Annotated in this window: 14 protein-coding genes; 3 read left to right on the forward strand and 11 right to left on the reverse strand. The window is 68.8% G+C overall.

The features are described from left to right. Nucleotides 1–722: 722 nt before the first annotated feature. Entirely contained in the window at nt 723–956 is a 234-nt protein-coding gene (locus tag MKK84_RS00525; RefSeq protein WP_243916086.1) for a hypothetical protein, read from the reverse strand. Nucleotides 957–1,670: 714 nt separating this feature from the next. Between MKK84_RS00525 and MKK84_RS00530 the strand changes: the two genes are divergently transcribed. Together MKK84_RS00530 and MKK84_RS00535 are read left to right on the forward strand one after the other, a co-directional pair. Then, nucleotides 1,671–2,561 carry a dihydrodipicolinate synthase family protein gene (locus MKK84_RS00530; protein ID WP_243916087.1) on the forward strand — a complete coding sequence of 297 codons (891 nt, stop codon included), beginning with the start codon at nt 1,671–1,673 and terminating at the stop codon, nt 2,559–2,561. A gap of 277 nt (nt 2,562–2,838) precedes the next feature. Then, the gene (locus MKK84_RS00535; protein ID WP_243916088.1) at nt 2,839–3,486 is read left to right on the forward strand and encodes a tyrosine-type recombinase/integrase; all 648 of its coding nucleotides are present in this window, start codon (nt 2,839–2,841) and stop codon (nt 3,484–3,486) included. 150 nt (nt 3,487–3,636) lie between these two features. Here MKK84_RS00535 and MKK84_RS00540 read toward each other — a convergent pair whose 3' ends face one another. From MKK84_RS00540 to MKK84_RS00570, 7 genes are all read right to left on the reverse strand, one after another. Then, complete coding sequence (locus MKK84_RS00540) at nt 3,637–4,416, reverse strand: amino acid ABC transporter ATP-binding protein (protein ID WP_279599292.1); 780 nt, start codon at nt 4,414–4,416, stop codon at nt 3,637–3,639. A gap of 4 nt (nt 4,417–4,420) precedes the next feature. Further along, on the reverse strand, nt 4,421–5,272 hold the full coding sequence (locus MKK84_RS00545; RefSeq protein WP_243916089.1) for an amino acid ABC transporter permease: 852 nt from the start codon (nt 5,270–5,272) through the stop codon (nt 4,421–4,423). After that, nucleotides 5,269–6,018 (reverse strand): amino acid ABC transporter permease, encoded by a 750-nt coding sequence (locus MKK84_RS00550; RefSeq protein WP_243916090.1) that lies wholly within the window; start codon nt 6,016–6,018, stop codon nt 5,269–5,271. Before MKK84_RS00550 ends, MKK84_RS00545 begins: the two co-directional genes overlap by 4 nt. Nucleotides 6,019–6,157: 139 nt before the next feature. Continuing rightward, entirely contained in the window at nt 6,158–7,000 is an 843-nt protein-coding gene (locus MKK84_RS00555; protein ID WP_243916091.1) for a transporter substrate-binding domain-containing protein, read from the reverse strand. Nucleotides 7,001–7,425: 425 nt separating this feature from the next. Then, the gene (locus MKK84_RS00560; RefSeq protein ID WP_243916092.1) at nt 7,426–9,894 is read right to left on the reverse strand and encodes a branched-chain amino acid ABC transporter ATP-binding protein/permease; all 2,469 of its coding nucleotides are present in this window, start codon (nt 9,892–9,894) and stop codon (nt 7,426–7,428) included. 4 nt (nt 9,895–9,898) lie between these two features. Beyond that, on the reverse strand, nt 9,899–10,768 hold the full coding sequence (locus tag MKK84_RS00565) for a branched-chain amino acid ABC transporter permease (RefSeq protein ID WP_243916093.1): 870 nt from the start codon (nt 10,766–10,768) through the stop codon (nt 9,899–9,901). 8 nt (nt 10,769–10,776) lie between these two features. After that, the gene (locus MKK84_RS00570) at nt 10,777–11,958 is read right to left on the reverse strand and encodes an ABC transporter substrate-binding protein (RefSeq protein WP_243916094.1); all 1,182 of its coding nucleotides are present in this window, start codon (nt 11,956–11,958) and stop codon (nt 10,777–10,779) included. Nucleotides 11,959–12,156: 198 nt separating this feature from the next. On the opposite strand from MKK84_RS00570, the gene MKK84_RS00575 reads away from it, so the two are divergent. Continuing rightward, a complete protein-coding gene (locus tag MKK84_RS00575) occupies nt 12,157–12,573 on the forward strand; it encodes a nuclear transport factor 2 family protein (RefSeq protein ID WP_243916095.1) in 417 nt (138 codons plus the stop codon). Nucleotides 12,574–12,583: 10 nt separating this feature from the next. Here the strand turns inward: MKK84_RS00575 and MKK84_RS00580 are convergent, their stop codons facing one another. The 3 genes from MKK84_RS00580 to MKK84_RS00590 all read right to left on the reverse strand — a co-directional run bounded on the left by MKK84_RS00580 (nt 12,584) and on the right by MKK84_RS00590 (nt 16,841). Beyond that, nucleotides 12,584–13,282: a GntR family transcriptional regulator gene (locus MKK84_RS00580; RefSeq protein ID WP_243916096.1), complete on the reverse strand. Its 699-nt coding sequence runs from the start codon at nt 13,280–13,282 to the stop codon at nt 12,584–12,586. Nucleotides 13,283–13,638: 356 nt separating this feature from the next. Beyond that, nucleotides 13,639–15,126, reverse strand: coding sequence for an HlyD family type I secretion periplasmic adaptor subunit (locus tag MKK84_RS00585; RefSeq protein ID WP_243916097.1), 1,488 nt, complete (start codon nt 15,124–15,126; stop codon nt 13,639–13,641). Beyond that, nucleotides 15,126–16,841, reverse strand: a complete 1,716-nt coding sequence (locus tag MKK84_RS00590) for a type I secretion system permease/ATPase (RefSeq protein WP_243916098.1) — start codon at nt 16,839–16,841, stop codon at nt 15,126–15,128. Before MKK84_RS00590 ends, MKK84_RS00585 begins: the two co-directional genes overlap by 1 nt. Between the last annotated feature and the right edge of the window lie 74 nt (nt 16,842–16,915).

Here is a 16,915-nt window from a genome sequence, read left to right on the forward strand (position 1 = left end):
TAGATGGAGGCATCAGCCTCCTGTCGGCGCACGACCGGCTTCTCTCCGGTGCGCTATGACTTTGACCCTAACCGAACCAATTGGTCCGCGCTTGGTCTGGATCAGTTTGCTGGGTCAAGGTCATGCGGGCGAAGCAGCTTCATGCGTTCATGCGCATGGCCGAAGCGCGTAAGCGGCTTTTGACACGACAGATTTCACACGGACTGTAATACGCATAATCAAAGACACACAATAGTTTCACGTTTTTCGAAGTCAGACGAACCGTCACGTTTCCGATATTTGCCTTACCGGCGGCGGGTGCGGAGAGCGTGAAGAACAGCGAACGCGACCACGACGCCCAGGATTAGTCAGACGGGGGTGCTGAGGAGCGCGTTGGTTTGCGAAAGCCAGTCCCCAAAGTCGGGTTGACAGCTTGGGCCAGTGCCGAGCTGACCGTGACGCTCTGGAGAAACAGAGCCAGGCTTCTGGATCTCAACATCGCACCTGGCCTGGTTCTGCGTTCGGAACGGCCTCATCCGCCCCCAGCCGTCTCGCCACCGGGCGCGATCGCCGGCTGATCGAACGACCGGACTCGAACCCCCCGGCTCGGTGGCCCTTTGGACGCGGCAAGCGCCGCGACCCGGTAGCCGGTCCTGGACGCCTACTAGGGTGTCGCCCGCCCGGAAGCACTGTCCTGACATCGGCCGTTCAACCACCTCTAAGCCGACGCCGTGATCATCCGCTCAAATGTCCGGATACGTCGGTCGCGGTGGGAAGCTGCCGAGGTGAAGCGCCCGCTCCCACAGATCAAGGCCGAAGGCGGTGGCGATCGTAGTCGCAATTGATCGAGCGTGTTCGTCGGTTTCAGCCTCGAGGACGATAGCGGATCGGATAGCTCCGCCTACGCCGAGGACGAACGCCCGATCGGTGCGCTGACCTGGAGCGGGATGGTCGATGATGAACGGCTCGTCCGGCATGCATGCGCCTGTTCGTTGAAAGCGAGCGCTCGACAACCGAAGCCCGCCATTACCTGATCTGGCGATGAACCGACTATAGATCGAAGGTCGGCGGCCGGGTTTCACCCATGTCAGTGATCCTTCGTCAAAGACGGCTTGAGCGCCGTCGCCTGATCCGGGGTTGTTCGGATGGACGATGTTCTTGGTAGCGCGATGCTTCCGACATGGCTTTTCCACCCATGTGAATGCGGGCGGTATCGATTGTTGTAGGTTTACCCGATCGAGCAGGCATCGTTGACCTATGCCGTCTCGATCCCTGTGGACGCTGATCCGGACCGGTCGGCCACCCGCATCTTCCCTCCGAGACCGACTTCGCCCCGCCACCGAACGGTGCGCGGGGCGCTTCGTCGGAATGCCAACCTGAACGGCTGACGAGCGTCTGCTTTGCGGGAGCACCGACTGCGGTCCGAGCGGCTGGGTTGGGTCGGTAGAAGGCCGCCCACTTTTCCAGCAGACTTCCTTCAAAGCAGCCATTCCGCTTGCGGCCAGCATCGGCCGCCGCCCAGTGCTCGGACGAACGGCTCAGTTGGATGGAGTGCTGCCGGTCCGCTTCTGAACCGTGGATGCGTCAAAGCGGGAGCGCAGCTCGTTTCGGAATTGGTCCAGTAAAAATTTCGAAATTGGCACTGGCGACCGGACCGCCCGGGCTGGATAAAGACCGCTTCCGGAGCATCCATGACGACTTTATCCGCCTTCCCGATCACGCCTTCTGACGCCAAAGGTCAGGTGGATGTGACAGCCCTGCGCGCGTTGCTCCGTCCCTTAGTGGCGGCGGAAGTCCACTCGATCGGTCTTCTCGGCAGTACCGGCACCTATCCCTTCCTCTCTCGCGAGGAGCGCCTCCGGGCCGTCGAGGCGGCCGTAGACGAGCTCGCGGGGCGCGTGCCGCTACTGGTCGGTGTTGGTGCGCTCCGGACCGACGAGGCCGTGCGGAACGCTCGGGACGCAAAGGCTGCCGGGGCTGATCTCGGCCTCCTTGCTGCTATGTCCTATACGCCGCTCACGGAGGATGAGGTGTTCGAGCACTTCGCGACCGTGGCACGCGAGAGCGGTCTGCCACTTTGCATCTACGACAATCCGGGAACCACCCACTTCCGGTTCAGTCCCGCGCTGGTTGGGCGTCTGAGCCAGGTTTCGGGTGTCATCTCGGTAAAAAGCCCTGCTCCGGAGCCGCTGGCTGTAGCCGAGCACCTGAGAAGCTTGCGGGACGCGGTGCCGGAGGGGTTCTCGCTCGGTTACAGCGGCGACTGGAACTCGGTAGAGGCGCTGATCGCAGGCGGAGATACTTGGTATAGCGTGGTTGCGGGCTTATTTCCGAAGATCGGCATGGACATCGTCAGGGCGGTTCAAGCAGGCGAGATAGCCGAAGCGCGACGACTGAACGCCAGCCTTGAACCACTCTGGGAATTGTTCAAGGAGTTCTCAAGCTTGCGGGTCATCTACGCGCTGGTTGATCTGCTCGACATCTGCCGTGCCGTACCACCGCGCCCAATCCTGCCGCTCAATGAAATGGCTCGCAGCAAGGTCGCCGATACCCTTGAAACGCTCGACCTCTTGCGGACATAGCGCGCGGCTTCGTGCTGCCGTCCGTCTGGCGTAGGCTTGCCTGACCGCAAGCATCCTCTGTGGGCGCGGGCGGTCCGCCCGCTTCGGGGTAAAGGGTCAAAGCCTGCTTTCCAACCCACGCCGATATTGTTGGACGGCTGGCCAGTGGCCGCTTTCGAGAAGGGCCGATAGCGGTCCGCGCGACCGGGTTGGGTTCGCCAGCGGAACGTCCGCATAGACCCACCCTCATCTCAGGAGCTTCGCTTCGGGCGTCTTCTCGCCTCGCCGACACAAGCCGGTGAGGAGACAGATAAGGGAACACTCAGCACACGATCCGGCCACGAAAGGGCGGCCCGCCTGGAACGCCGGCCGCAAGCTCGGCGCCACGCGCGCCCTCAAGCCTCAGCAGGTCTGGGCCATCCGGTTCTGGCTCGACCGCGAACGGCGCACGCGCGACCGGGCGATCTTCGACCTCGCCATCGACAGCAAGCTGCGAGGCTGCGGCATCGTCAAGCTCAGGATTGGCGACATCGTCAGTGGGGGTCGGGTCCGTAGCCGCGCCATCGTCATCCAGCGCAAGACCGGCCGGCCGGTGCAATTCGCGGTGCTCGAACCTGCCCGTACCAGCATGCCGGCATGGCTGGAGGCCAGAGGTGGAACGTTCGACGATCATCCCTTCCCGAGCAGGCTCGACGGCGTCACGCACATCAGCACCCGACAGTATGTGCAGTCGGTCGACGAGTGGGTCGCGGGTATCGGGCTGCGAAGCGAGGACGACGGGACCTATTCCCTTCGTCGCACGAAGGCGTCGTTGATCTACAGCCGGACCGGCAACATGCGTGCCGTCCAGATCCTGCTTGGCCATACCATGATCGAGAACATCGTCCGGTACCTCGGTGTCGACGCCGAGGAGGCTCTGACCCTAGCCGAAGGAACTGAGATTTGAGCGTTCAGCCCCTCGGCTCAAGTGTCGAAGGGCTTCAAAACCAGCCCGGCAGCAAAGCGCCCATCCCGGTCATTCATGGGGGCACGAACGTTCGTCCGCAGTGGACGCTCAGGATCAAGGTCGAGAATTGAGCGAATTGCGAAAGGGCAGTCAAAGCACCTGCGACAGGAACCGGCGCGTCCGCTCGTCCCGGGCGGACGCGAAGAAGGTCTCGGGCGGCCCGTGCTCGACGATCACGCCGCGGTCGGTGAAGTAGATGTGGTCGGCGACGTCTCGGGCGAAGTTCATCTCGTGGGTGACGAGCATACAGGTCATGCCCTCCTCGGCGAGCTCCCGGATCGTGACCAGCACCTCCTTGACCGTTTCGGGATCCAGGGCGGCGGTGACCTCGTCGAACAACATCACGTCCGGCCGCATCGCCAGCGAGCGGGCGATGGCCACGCGCTGTTGCTGGCCGCCGGACAGCTCGCCGGGATAGGCGTTCTCCTTGCCGGCCAGCCGGACCTTGGCCAGCAGCGCCCGCGCCCGGGACTCGACCTCGCGCCTGTCCTGCCCGAGGACGTGGATGGGGGCCATCATCACGTTCTGGAGTGCGGTCTTGTGCGGGAACAAGTTGTACTGCTGGAACACCATGCCGACCTTGCGGCGCAGCGCCAGCTTGTCGAGCCGCGGATCTGTGACGTCGATCCCTTCGACCTGGATCGAGCCCGCCGTGACCGGCACCAGCGCGTTGATGCAGCGGATCAGCGTCGACTTGCCCGAGCCCGAGGGGCCGATGATGCAGACGACCTCGCCCTTGCGGACGTCGAAGCTGATCCCCTTCAGCACCTCAAAGGACCCGAAGGACTTGTGCACGTCGGAGACGCGGACGATCGGCTGATCGGCGGTCCAGCTTGGTGATGGGGTGGCGGCCAGGGTCGCGCGCGTCATGGTCTCAGCGGGTCTCGAAGCGGCGTTCCAGGGCGGCTGTGAACCGGTCGATCGGGTAGCAGTAGAGAAAGAAACACAGCAGTGCGAAGCCGTAGAGCGGCGCGAACAGCTCGGGGCGGCCGCCCTCGGCGGCGTGCACCTGCGCGGTCAGCGTCAGCATCTCGGTGACGCCGACGATCGAAGCCTGCACGGTCGCCATGGCGATCAGCGAATAGACGTTCATCCACGGCGGCAGCATGCGTTTCGCGCATTGGGGCAGGATGATGCGCCATAGCGTCTGCCGCCGGGTGAAGGCCAGGGATTCGGCGGCTTCCCACTGGGTGTTGGGCACCGAGCGCACCGCGCCGCGGACGATCTCGGCGACATTGGCCATGACCGGCAGACTGAAGCCGAAGGTCGCCTTCAGCCAGTCGGGCAGCGGCACGGGGATGCCGAACACCGTGATCTGGAACGGTACGAGGAACATCACGAAGAACAGCAGCACCAGCCAGGGCACGTTGCGGAAGACCTGCGTGGTGCACCACGCGAGGCGGGGCAGGATCCGCCCCTCCGCCAGCATGGCCAGCCCGAGCCCGATGCCCGCCACCGTGCCGATCGCCATCGCCATCAGGGAGATCGCCACGTTGAAGGCGAAGCCCGTGAGCAGGAGGGGGGCCCACTTGATCACGACCTCCAGCGGCGACAGCGAGGCGGCTCCGCCCTGCGCCCAGGCTGGAAGGGCGACGAGGGCGAGCCCGGTCAACAGCCAGGAATGGGTCGGGCGCAGGCGCGCCGCCGCGTCGTCCTTCGGGAGCGCGAAAGGCAGGAGGACCGGCAGGCCCCCCGGTCGCCCGCCCTGCTGGTCGGCAGCGCTCATCGGCCGTATCCCGGAATCCGCAGGGCGCGTTCCCAACGGTGCATGATCCAGACGAGCATGCCGACGAGGACCGCGTAGGTCGCCAGCAGCACCAGCATCATCTCTAGGACGTTCTGCGACTCGGACCAGATCTGCTTGACCGCGTACAGCGTCTCCGGGACCGCGATGGCGTAGGCCAGGGTCGTGGTCTTCAGGAGGTTGATCAGGTTGTTGTTCAAGGCCGGCAGGCAGACGCGCAGGGCCAGCGGCAGCACGATATGGCAGTAGGCCTTAACGCGGGTGTAGCCCAGGGCCTCGGCGGCCTCGATCGTGGTCCGCGGTACCGCCTCGATGCCAGAGCGAAAGATCTCGACGTTGAACGCCCCCGCGAACAACGACAGCGCGATGATCGCCCACTGGACGTTGTTGAGGATCGGCACGCGTAGGCCGTCCGCCGAGCGGATGTCCGGGAGCAGCGTCCCGAGGCCGAAGTAAAAGAAGAAGATCTGCACGAGCGGCGGCGTGTTGCGGAATACCACCACGAAGCCGTTGACCAGCGCCCGCAGGACGCGCGACGGCCCGCTCTGCAGGAGCGCCCCGGCGGCGCCGATGACGAGGCTTGCCAGGATGGTGCTGATCCCAAGGAGCAGCGTCATCCGCAGGCCGGCCACGTACCGATCCCAGTCGTAGGGATCGTAGAAGACCGTGAAGTTGAAGCCCGTGGTCTCGTAGAGCTGCTGGAACCACGCCTGGATCGTGGCGATCATCGCGGGCGAACGCGCTTGGAGCCGCGCCCGATCGCCTCGCCATCGGGCGCGGCTCCAAGTCCCTGTTTCGATGCGCTCGCTCGCGCCGAACCGATGTCCACTTCGGCGGCGAGCGCTCGAGCCGTCGTGCAGGAGCGCATCAGTTGGTCGCGTTCTTGTACTTCTCGTACATCGCCTTCGAGTAAGCGGTCGGCTCGATGCCCCACTTCTTCTCCTCATTGACGATGAAGCCGGTCTTCATCCAGTCCTTGGTGGCGTCCTCGACCGCGGCCTGGAGCGTGGTGTTGCCCTGTGCCACCGCCATCATCCACGGCGCGTCGAGGATGCCCTTGAGCGGCAGCGCGTAGTTGGCCTTCCAGTCGTCGTCGAGCAGTTTACCCTGCAGCATGCTCTGGTCGTAGACATAGCCGATGCAGTTGCCCTGCTTGAGCGCGAAGAGCGGCTTCTCGGATCCGTCGAAGGCGACGATCTCCGCCCCGTAAGTCCGCGCGACATCCTTGTTGTACCAAGCCCCCGAGGTGGCGCAAACCGGCTTGCCCTTCAGCTGCGCCCAGTCGGTGATGCCCGAATTCTTGGGCAGCATGACGTTCACGAAATCGGAATAGTAGTTCGGCTCGATCGCCTGCACGACGCGGCGGCGCTCCGGCTTGTCCGAAAGGGTGGCGATCAGAAGGTCGACCTTGCCTTGCTGGAGGAACTCGATCCGGTTGGCCGAGACGACCGGCACGAGTTCGAGCTTGACGCCCAGCCGCTTGGCGATATCGGCGGCGAGGTCGGGCTCCAGGCCGATGATCGTCCCGCTCGGGTCGCGGAAGCCGAACGGCTTGTAATCCGCCTTCACGCCGACGATCAGCGTCCCGCGCTTCTTGATCGCGTCGACGCCGTCGGCGGCCATGGCCCGGCCGGGTAGCGCGACGGCCGAGAACGCCGCGAGCGCGGCCATCGCACCGGTGGTTAGAAGGGTGCGGATCGTGAGACGCATCGGAACGTTCCTGCTTGGGTCGGCTGATCGTGGCATGGTTTCAAGCAATCCACGAGCCATTGGCCGACCCATCAACTGAAACGTGCCCTTCGCCAACTGGTAGAGCGCGGCGCTGCCCATAGCGCCGAGTCCCAGGACGGCGACGTCGTAGCGACGGCTCACGCCCGGCGCTCCCGCAGCCTGCCGTGACGGGACGCTGCCGCAGCGCGGAACGGGGGCAGGTAGGCAGGTGGCGGCATGCGGGGGCGGGCTCGCGCGGGACGGGAGAACGGCACTCAGAATGATGCATGCCGCTATCGGTCTCAGTTCGGCTGCAGCCCATCTGCCGAACGTTGAGATGATCGAAGCTCTCGCGAGAGCCTTTATGGCAAAGCTCATCGTGTTCAGCAGCCATCGCCCGAACGCGTCTCAATGCCCTGTCCCGGTCACGCTGCACCGAGATAAGCCGCCTCCAGCCCTTTGTCCGCTGACAGCTCGGCGGCGGTTCCGCGCGCGACGACCTGGCCTTGCTCCAGCACGTAGCCGCGGTCGGCGACCGTGAGGGCAAGGGCCGCCATCTGGTCGACGATCAGGATGGTGACGCCCTCGTCGCGCAGCTCCGCCACGGTGGCGTAGAGCGCGTTGATCATCGCCGGGGCGAGGCCCAGCGACGGCTCGTCGAGGAGCAGGATGCGCGGATGCGCCATCAACCCGCGGGCGATCGCTAGCATCTGCTGCTCGCCGCCTGAGAGTAGGCCCGCCCGGCTGGCCGCCCGGTCGCGCAGCCGCGGGAACCGGTCGAGCAGGCGCTCGACCTCGGCCGGGTCGATCGGTGTGCCGCGCCCGAAGGCGCCGAGGCGGATGTTCTCCACGACGCTGAGCTCCGGGAAGACCTGCCGGCCCTCCGGCACCAGGACGAGGCCGCTGCGCGCGATCCGGTGAGCGGGCAGCGCGTCGATGCGCCGGTCCTCGAACACGACCGATCCCGCGACCGGGCGCAGCAGCCCCGCCAGCGCGCGCATCGCCGTGGACTTACCGGCGCCGTTCGCGCCCAGCAGGGCGACGGTCTCGCCCGGCCGCACGTCGAGATGGACGCCGTCGAGGACCGGTGCGGCGCCGTAGCCCGCCGTCAGGTCGAGAACGGAGAGGACAGCATCCGCCGGACCCTGCCACGGCGCGCTCCGCGGCCGGGCCGGCGTGTCGGCGCCGCCGAGATAGGCGCGCAGGACCGCCGGGTCGCGCCGGATCTCGGCGGGCGTGCCCCGCGCGATCGGGCGCCCGGCATCCATGACGAGGATGTGGTCGGAGATGCCCATCACCAGCGGCATGTCGTGCTCGACCAGCACCACCGCGACGCCGCTGTCGGCGATCCGGCGGATCAGCTGGGCCAGCCGGTCGGTGTCGGCCCGCGACAGGCCGGCGGCGGGCTCGTCGAGGAGCAGGACCATGGGGCTGCCGGCGAGCGCTCGGGCGATCTCCACGAGGCGCCGATCGACATGGGGCAGCTCGCCGGCCGGGCGGTCGAGCGCCCCCCGGTAGCCGACGAAGGCGAGGAGCGCGGCGGCCGTCTTGCGGTCTTGCGTCCGTGCGCGGCGCCAGAGCCGGCCCGGTGCCAAGCCGAGGGCGACGTTGTCGGCCACCGGCAGCGAGCCGAACAGGCGCGTGGTCTGGTAGGTCCGCGCGATGCCGGCACGGGCGACGACGTGGGCTGGCCGCCCGGCGAGGTCGCGGTTGCCGAGCCGGATCGCACCGGTGCTCGGGCGGTAGAAGCCCGAGACCATGTTGAGGACAGTGGTCTTACCGGCACCGTTCGGGCCGATCACGCTGGTGACCGCGCCGGGCCGGGCGGTGAGGTCGACACCTTCCGCCGCCGTGATGCCGCCGAAGCGGATGCCGATGCCCTCGAGGACGAGCGGGTCACGCGCGGCCGTGCCGGACAGCGGTGCTGCCCCGCCCTCCGCGGCGGCCGGCGCGTCGCGGCCACGGGGCAGCATCCGGGCGAGGCTGCCGACCAGCCCCGAGGGCACCAGCCACAGCACCGCCAGGGTCACGATCCCGAAGAACAGCAGGCGGTACTCGGCCAGTCCCGACAGCGCTTCCGGCAGCAGCACGGTGACGAGGGCGCCAAGGAGCGGGCCGAGCACCGTGCCGGCGCCGCCGACGATCACCGACAGGACGAACAGGATCGACTGCGAGAACGGGAACGAGCTCGGCGCGATGAACAGCATCAGCGGCGGCAGGATTGCCCCCGCGAGCCCGGTCAGGGCGGCGGAGATGGCGAAAGCCAGGGTCTTCACCCGGACCGGATCGAAGCCCAAAGCCGCGGCCGCCACGTCGGCGTCGCGCACGGCGCGCATCGCCCGGCCGAGGCGGCTGCGGGCGAGGAGGTCGAACCCGGCGAGGCTCACCCCGGCGGCGAGCACCGCAAGCACCGCGAGACCGGCCGGCCCGAGCGGTTCGCCGAAAAGGGTCGGCGCGTCGGTGACGACGAGGCCGTTCTGGCCGCCGGTCAGCTCGCCGCCCTCGATCAGACCGTGCTCGACGATGAAGCCGAACGCGATCGTCAGCATGGCGAGATAGGGGCCCTTCACCCGCATCGCCGGCACCGCCACGAGGCTGCCGACCAGCGCCGCAATCAGGGCCGCCGCCGGGAGCGCCAGCCAGAAGCTGACGCCGTGGAGCGTCAGGATCGCGCTGGCGTAGGCGCCGATTGCGTAAAAGCCGGCCTGGCCGAAGGAGATCAGCCCGGTCAGGCCGAGGAGCACGTTGAGGCCGACCCCCGCCACCGTGGTCAGCGCCACGAGGGCGATCACGAAGTGGCTGTAGCCGGCGGTCAGCGCGACGAGGCCGAGCGCGGCGGCGGTGAGGCCGACGATGCCGAGCCGCATCGCCGGGGCCGAGCGCAAGTACGGCATCGCGTCAGACCTTGTTGACCGCGGCGCGGCCGAGCAGGCCGTCGGGGCGCAGGGTGAGGGCCAGGATGATCACCGAGAACACCACGAGCTGCGTGTAGGTCGAGCCGAGGGTCGCGGTGACGCCGGCCTCGACGAGGCCGTAGAGCAGCCCGGCCAGGATCACCCCGGTGGCGGAGCCGATGCCGCCGAGGATCGCCACCGCGAAGGCCTTGATGCCAAACAGCGTGCCGAGCTCGGCCGAGACCGAGAACAGCGGCGCGATCAGCAGGCCGGCGATGCCGGCCAGCACCGCCGAGAGCGCGAACGCGCAGGCCACGGTGCGGCGCACGTCGATTCCCATCAGCCGGGCGGCGTCGGCGTTCTGCGCCACGGCGAGCAGGACGCGGCCGAGATCGGTCCGGCGGAACACCGTGCGGATCGCGAAGGCCACGGCGATCCCGACCACCGGGATCACGAGCTGCAGCGGGTAGATGCCGGTCCCGAGGATCTCCACCGGCTTCGTGGCCAGGGGCGAGGGCAGGCTGCGCGGCTCCTTGCCGAAGGTGAACAGCACGGTGTTGTCGAGGACGATACCGCCCGCCACCGTCGCCAGGAGCCATGCATCCGAGCCGCGCGTCACGAACGGGCGCACCAGCGCCCGCTCGACCACGAGGCCGAACAGGGCGCAGCCGGCGAGCGCCAGGACGATCGCGGCCGGCATCGGCCAGCCAAGGGTGACGCCGAGCGCGTAGGCCAGGACCGCACCGAGGGTGACGACGCTGCCCTGCGCGAAGTTCACCGTCCCCGACACCGCGTAGGTCACGTGGAAGCCCAGGGCCACGAGCCCGTACATGCTGCCGAGCCCGAGGCCGCTGACCAGGATGGAGGTCAACATCGCCGGGCTCAGTTGGTCACCGCGACGATCTCACCGTCCTTGAAGCAGGTGAACACGTAGTCGTTCGGGCCGAGCGCGTCGTGCTGGCCGGGCGCGAAGGGCGTGGTGTAGGTTTTGATCAGGCCCGGATAGGTGCCGATCTTGTAGAAGCCGTCGCGGACCTTCGGGCCCTCGGTGGAGCCGGCGGCCTGGATGGCGAGCGCCAGCAGATGCGTCGCGTCGTAGGCGTTGGCGATGCCGACGGCGGGGGTGACGTCGGCCATCGACTTGATCGCCGGGTACTTGGCCTTAAGCGCGTCGAGCACCGCGCTCGCCTTCGGCGAGGTGTTGCCCGCGAAGGTGAAGGTCTGGATGAAGTGCACCTTGGCGGCGCTCGGGCCGGCGAGCTCGTCGAAGCGCCCGCCCGCCGGGCCCCAGTGCGAGACGACCGGCACCGACCAGCCCATCCGGTCGAGGGACTTCACCACCTGGGCCGAGGGGCCGACATTGCCGACGAGGAACAGTGCGTCCGCGCCGGCCTCCTTCAGCCGGGACAGCTGGGGCACCATGTCGACGTCGTTGACCTCGTACTTCTCGATGCCCGCCGCCGGGAGGTTGGCCGCCTGGAGGGCATCCTTGAGGCCCTTCTGGTTCGACTCGCCCCAGGCGTTGTTGACGAGGATCATGCCGGGCTTCTTCGCCCCGTAGGTCTTCACCGCATAGGCGACCAGCGCCTCGTCGACGAGGGCGTCGACCGCAGAGACCCGGAAGGCGTAATTGTCGGCGGCGCCGTTGCGGGTAATGCCGGTCCCGGCCGCCCAGGGGCCGATGAACGGCACCTTCATCTGGTTGGCAATCGGCACGATCGCCATCGAGACCGGCGTGTCGAGGCCGCCGACCACCGCGACGACGCCCACCCGCTGGATCAGCTCGCGGGTCGCCAGCACACCCTTGGACGGGTTGGCCTCGTCGTCCCGGGCCACGAGCTCGAGGGGGCGCCCGAGGACGCCGCCCTTGGCGTTGATCTCGTCGATGGCGAGCCCGATCCCGCGGGAGATTGCCTCGCCGGATTTCGCGGACTGGCCGCTCAAGGCTGTCACGAGGCCGAGCTTGACCGTCTCGGCCGCCTGCGCGGTCGAGACCGCGAGGCCGAGCAGGGCGCTCGTCGTCACCGCGAAGCGGCGCAGGGTCGGGGGCAGGAAGGAGGCCATGGCGTGTCTCCGAGGGCGGGGCGCAGCCCTTTGAGCGCAACCTCCATGCCACCGGAAATTGGCAGATTCGGCAGCGGCACGGACCGGCGACTGTATCCTTGGAGGCATCCTGTGCTCAATCCAGCGCCAAAGTGCATACACTTCCTGCATGCACAGGCCCGGTTTTTGCGGCACGTTAGGCCTGACGGGAGGCCTGCCATGACCGACGTGACCCACGATGCGGCGACCGCGCGCGACGCCGCCAACGTCACCGCCTATCTCGAAGCCTCGATGGTGCCGGATCCCGAGACGGCCGCGCGCTACATGGCGCCGGGCACCCGGATCGTGTTCACCGGCGCCCGGGTCTTCAATCATCCCTCCGAGGTCACGGCCTTCAACGCCGGGCGCTACGCCTGGGTGAAGAAGCGGATGGAGCGGCTGGACGTGGTGCCCGGCGACGGCGTCACCACGGTCTACAGCCTCGGGACGCTCTACGGCGCGTGGCCGGACGGCACGCCGTTCGAGGGCAACCGCTACGTCGACCGCTTCACCGTACGCGACGGTCGGATCGTCGGAATGGAGGTCTGGAACGACAGCGCCGAGCGCCTCCTGACCAAACACGGCGTCACGGCTTGACAGCGCGGGTTCAGGCCGCGCCGCCCGCGACGTAGGGCGCCAGCAGGCGTCCGAGATCGCGCTCGCGGGGGGCCGGGGGCACGATGCGCGCCCGCTCGGCCACCGCGTCGAGGTGGTGGTCCATGAGCGCGGCGGCGCGCTCGGCATCGCCCGCAACCAGGGCGACGACGATGTCGCGATGCTCGCTCACGGCGCAGTCCGAGGAATGCGGGCGGCTGTACAGGGACAGGATCAGGGCGCAGCGATAGCCGAGCTCCGCGACGTAGCGGATCAGCACGGCGCTGCCGGTCATCTCGGCGAGCATCAGGTGGAATTCCGTGGCGAGCCGGATCGACAGCGCCTCGGGCCCGCCCCGGGCGGTCTCCTCGCGCGCGATCTGGTCCAGGAGTTCTTGGCGCTGCTCCGGCCTGAGCTGTCCGGCGAGACGGCGGACTACCAGCCGCTCCAGGCCCACGCGCACGTCGAAGGTGTCGCGCGCCTCCTCCCAGCTCGGCGTCGCCACGACGGCGATCCGGTTGCGGCGGAGGTCGACCAGGCCTTCCCCGGCCAGCCGCAGCAGAGCCTGCCGCGCGATGGTGCGACTAACCCCGAACCGCTCGCCGAGGGCGTCCTCCGGCAGGCGGTCCCCAGGGGCGAGCGCCCGTTCCACGATGGCCCGTCGCAGGGCTTGGCAGATCGCTCCGACGCGGTTGCCGTCGTCAGCCTTCATGGACCCGGTAAATCCAGCGCCACCGCCCCTGCGGACTGGTCCGTCATGATCCTCTCCGGGGTCGCAATCCGCTCCGGCGGCCCGGACGGATGTCGGGTACGCTGTCTGCCGAAGCGGACCTCCCGGTGCAACGGTCACGCCACCGTTTTCAATCGATCCCGAAGCATGTCCGCCCATCTGTTCGATGGGTCCAAAGCAGCCGTTCCGCTTTTGGCCATATTACGTCACGTCGGATCGCCATCGCGTGCCGAACCGGACGTTCGGCTTTTTCGCCCAGGACTGCCGTTCCCCCGCGACCGACAGGACCCCAAAAGCAGACGACCCGGCGGCGCCTGCCGGTGCTCCTGTCCGACGGGCTACTTCTCGCGCCACGCCTTGGCGATCTGGTCGGACATCGGCTTGACGAGGTAGCTCAGCACCGTCCGCTCCCCGATCTGGAGAAACGCCTCCACCGGCATGCCCGGAACCAGCCGGACCCCGCCCAGACGCGTCCGCTGGGCGTCCGCCACCGCGATCCGGGCCGTGTAGAAGCTCATCCCGGTCTTCGGATCGCTCGCCACATCCGCCGACACCCGGCTCACGGTGCCGTCGATCTCCGGCGTCGTGCGGGTGTTGAACGCCGAGAACCGCAGCACCGCCCGCTGGCCGACCCGGACGTTGTCGATGTCCTGCGGATGGATGCGCACCTCCACCGCCAACCGGTCGGCGTCCGGAACGACCAGCATCACCGGCTCGGACGGCGTCACCAGACCACCCACCGTGTGCACACTCATCTGATGCACCACCCCGTCCTGCGGCGCCCGGAGATCCACCCGCTTCAGCTGGTCTTCTGCCGCCACCCGCTTCTCCGACAGCTCCGACCCTTTCGCCCGGATCTCGGCCAGGTCCTTGCCCACTTCCGCGCGCATCTCCGCGTCCACCTGCAGGATCTGCAGCCGCGTCTCCGCGATCTTGCCCTTCGCCGAGGCGACCGACGCGGTGAGCTGTCCGCGCTCGCCCTCCAGGCGCGCGCCATCGCGCTCCAGCGCCGTCACCCGCGAGAGCGCGACGAGCTTCTTGGCGTAGAGGTCGTGCACGCCGTTGAGTTCGGTGCCGATCAGACCGATCTCCCGCGACTTGGCCTCCACCTGCTCGCTCAGCCCCGCGATCTCGTCCTGCAGCTGCGAGGCCCGCTCCGACAACTGCGCCCGTTGCCCATCCCGGCTCGCCCGCCGCGCGGAGAACAGCCGGCTCTCCCCCTCCACCAGCGCGGCGATCTCCGGATCGGCAACGCGGCGCAGCAGCAGTTCCATCGGGAACACGACCCCGGGCAGGCCGTCGCGCTCGGCCTCGGCGCGGGCGCGGCGCGCGGCCAGCTCGTCCAGGGCCTTGCGCGTCATGTCGAGGTTGGCCCGCGTCAGGGTCTCATCCAGATGCACCAGCACGTCGCCGGCCCGGACGCGGTCGCCCTCCTTGACGCGGAGTTCGCCCACCACGCCGCCGGTGGGGTGCTGGACCTTCTTCACCTCCGACTCGACCACGAGCTGGCCCGGCGCGATCACCGCCCCGGAAAACGTCGTCAGCGCCGCCCAGCCGCCGATGCCCGGCACCAGCACCACCGCGATCAGGCCGGCCGCCACCAGCTGACGCCGGATCGAGGCGCGCAGGTCGTCATCGTCCGCCCCCGGCGCGAGGCTGGTGGGCGCGAATCGTGCGGCGACGCGGCGTCGGACGTCGATCGCGACGCGGCTTAACGTTGCGTCCGCGTGCGCGATCAGGGCCGCCGCCCGCGGCGGGGCACGCCGGGGCGCCGCCGCGGTCAGCTCGGGAGGATCGTCCTTCACGCCTTGAGACCCGCTCGCCATCACGCGCTCTCCCGGAGGACCGGCGCGGGAGCCGGGCGCAGCACGCGCTTGAGCACCTCGTCCTTGGTCCCGAAGGCCTGCACCCGGCCCTCGTGCATCATCAGCACGTGATCGACCGCCGCGAGCGCGCTCGGGCGGTGGGCGACCACCACGCAGATCCCGCCGCGTCCCCGCACCCGCAGGATCGCCTGCGTCAGGGCGTTCTCACCCTCCGCGTCGAGGTTGGCGTTGGGCTCGTCCAGCACCACCAGGAACGGATCGCCGTAGAGCGCCCGGGCCAGGCCGATGCGCTGGCGCTGGCCCGCCGACAGGCCCGCGCCGCTCTCGCCCAGCATCGTGTCGTAGCCCTGCGGCAGGTTCAGGATCAGGTCGTGCGCGCCCGCCGCCTGCGCGGCCGCCACGACCGCCTCGGCGGGGGCGCCCGGCAGGAACCGGCTGATGTTCTCCGCGATCGTGCCGGCGAACAGCTCGGTCTCCTGCGGCAGGTAGCCGATCTGCGCCCCGAGATGCTCGGGCGCCCATTGGCCCAGATCCGCCCCGTCGAGCCGCACCCGGCCGTGGAGCGGCGTCCAGATCCGCACCAGCGCCCGCACGAGGCTCGACTTGCCCGCGGCCGAGGGACCGATCACCCCGACCCCCTGGCCCGCCCGCAGCTGGAAGCTCACATCGTGCACCGTCGCCCGGCTCGCGCCCGGCGGCACCACGTGAACGCCCTCCACGCTCAAGCTGAGCTTCGCCTCCGGCAGGGCGAGCGGGACGCGGGCCGGCGGGTGGCGCTCCAGCGCTAGGGCCAGACGCCGCCAGCTCTGACGCGCGGCCACGAAGACGCGCCAGTTGGCGATCGCCAGTTCGGCCGGCGCGAGCGCGCGCGCCACCAGGATCGAGGCGGCGATGATGATGCCGCCGCTGGCCTGGTTGTTGATCACCAGATACGCGCCCAGCGCCAGCACACCCGATTGCAGCGCCATGCGGCAGGCCTTCGAGACCGCCCCCAGCCCCCCCGCGATATCGGAGGCGCGCTGCTGCGCCTGGGCGTGATCGCGGTTGACCGCCGCCCAGCGCCGGCACAGCCGGCTCTCCAGGCCGAGGGCCGCCACGGTCTCGGCGTTGCGCCGGGTGGCCTCCGACAAGGCCAGCCGTCGCCCCGCATGGGCGGTGGCGCTGCGCGCGGGCGCCCGCGTGGCCAGTTCGGCGGCGAGCGTCAGGCTCGTCAGCAGCACGGCGCCGCCGATCGCGGCCACCCCGATCAGCGGATGGAACAGGAAGCATACCACGACGTAGACGGGCAGCCACGGCAGGTCGAACAGGGCTGCGGGCCCGGATCCGGCCAGGAAGGCGCGCACTTGCTCGAGATCGCGCAGGGGCTGACCGGCCTGATCCGGCTTCGCCCCGCGCAGGGGCGCCTGGACGCTGAGGCTGAAGACCCGCGGGCCGATCTCGGCGTCCAGCGCCGCACCGATACGGGCGAGGGTGCGGGCCCGCAACGCCTCCAGCGTGCTCTGGGCGGCGTACAGGACAAGGGCGAGCACGCACAGGCCGATCAGGGTCGGGATCGACCGGCTCGGAATGACCCGGTCGTAGACCTCCAGCATGAAGAACGAGCCGGTGAGCGTGAGCAGGTTTGCGAGCGCGCTGATGCCGGCCACGCCGATGAAGGCACCGGCGCTCCGCCGGAGCACGGTCGCCAGCTCGCCCGATTGTCCGACCTGGCGCATGCGTTCGCCCCCTCGACCCAGGCCTGCCCCGGCGAGACGGGGACCTAGCATGCTCCGTGCCGATAGCAATCAAG

The sequence above is a fragment of the Methylobacterium sp. E-065 genome (assembly GCF_022829605.1).
Classification (GTDB): domain Bacteria; phylum Pseudomonadota; class Alphaproteobacteria; order Rhizobiales; family Beijerinckiaceae; genus Methylobacterium.

Bases quoted from the DNA above. Each gene is read 5' to 3' on its own strand.
- MKK84_RS00555 (WP_243916091.1), bottom strand. From the start codon at position 7,000: ATGCGTCTCACGATCCGCACCCTTCTAACCACCGGTGCGATGGCCGCG.
- MKK84_RS00570 (WP_243916094.1), bottom strand. From the start codon at position 11,958: ATGGCCTCCTTCCTGCCCCCGACCCTGCGCCGCTTCGCGGTGACGACG.
- MKK84_RS00560 (WP_243916092.1), bottom strand. From the start codon at position 9,894: ATGCCGTACTTGCGCTCGGCCCCGGCGATGCGGCTCGGCATCGTCGGC.
- MKK84_RS00540 (WP_279599292.1), bottom strand. From the start codon at position 4,416: ATGACGCGCGCGACCCTGGCCGCCACCCCATCACCAAGCTGGACCGCC.
- MKK84_RS00525 (WP_243916086.1), bottom strand. From the start codon at position 956: ATGCCGGACGAGCCGTTCATCATCGACCATCCCGCTCCAGGTCAGCGC.
- MKK84_RS00580 (WP_243916096.1), bottom strand. From the start codon at position 13,282: ATGAAGGCTGACGACGGCAACCGCGTCGGAGCGATCTGCCAAGCCCTG.
- MKK84_RS00545 (WP_243916089.1), bottom strand. From the start codon at position 5,272: ATGAGCGCTGCCGACCAGCAGGGCGGGCGACCGGGGGGCCTGCCGGTC.
- MKK84_RS00590 (WP_243916098.1), bottom strand. From the start codon at position 16,841: ATGCGCCAGGTCGGACAATCGGGCGAGCTGGCGACCGTGCTCCGGCGG.
- MKK84_RS00565 (WP_243916093.1), bottom strand. From the start codon at position 10,768: ATGTTGACCTCCATCCTGGTCAGCGGCCTCGGGCTCGGCAGCATGTAC.
- MKK84_RS00585 (WP_243916097.1), bottom strand. From the start codon at position 15,126: ATGGCGAGCGGGTCTCAAGGCGTGAAGGACGATCCTCCCGAGCTGACC.
- MKK84_RS00575 (WP_243916095.1), top strand. From the start codon at position 12,157: ATGACCGACGTGACCCACGATGCGGCGACCGCGCGCGACGCCGCCAAC.
- MKK84_RS00550 (WP_243916090.1), bottom strand. From the start codon at position 6,018: ATGATCGCCACGATCCAGGCGTGGTTCCAGCAGCTCTACGAGACCACG.
- MKK84_RS00530 (WP_243916087.1), top strand. From the start codon at position 1,671: ATGACGACTTTATCCGCCTTCCCGATCACGCCTTCTGACGCCAAAGGT.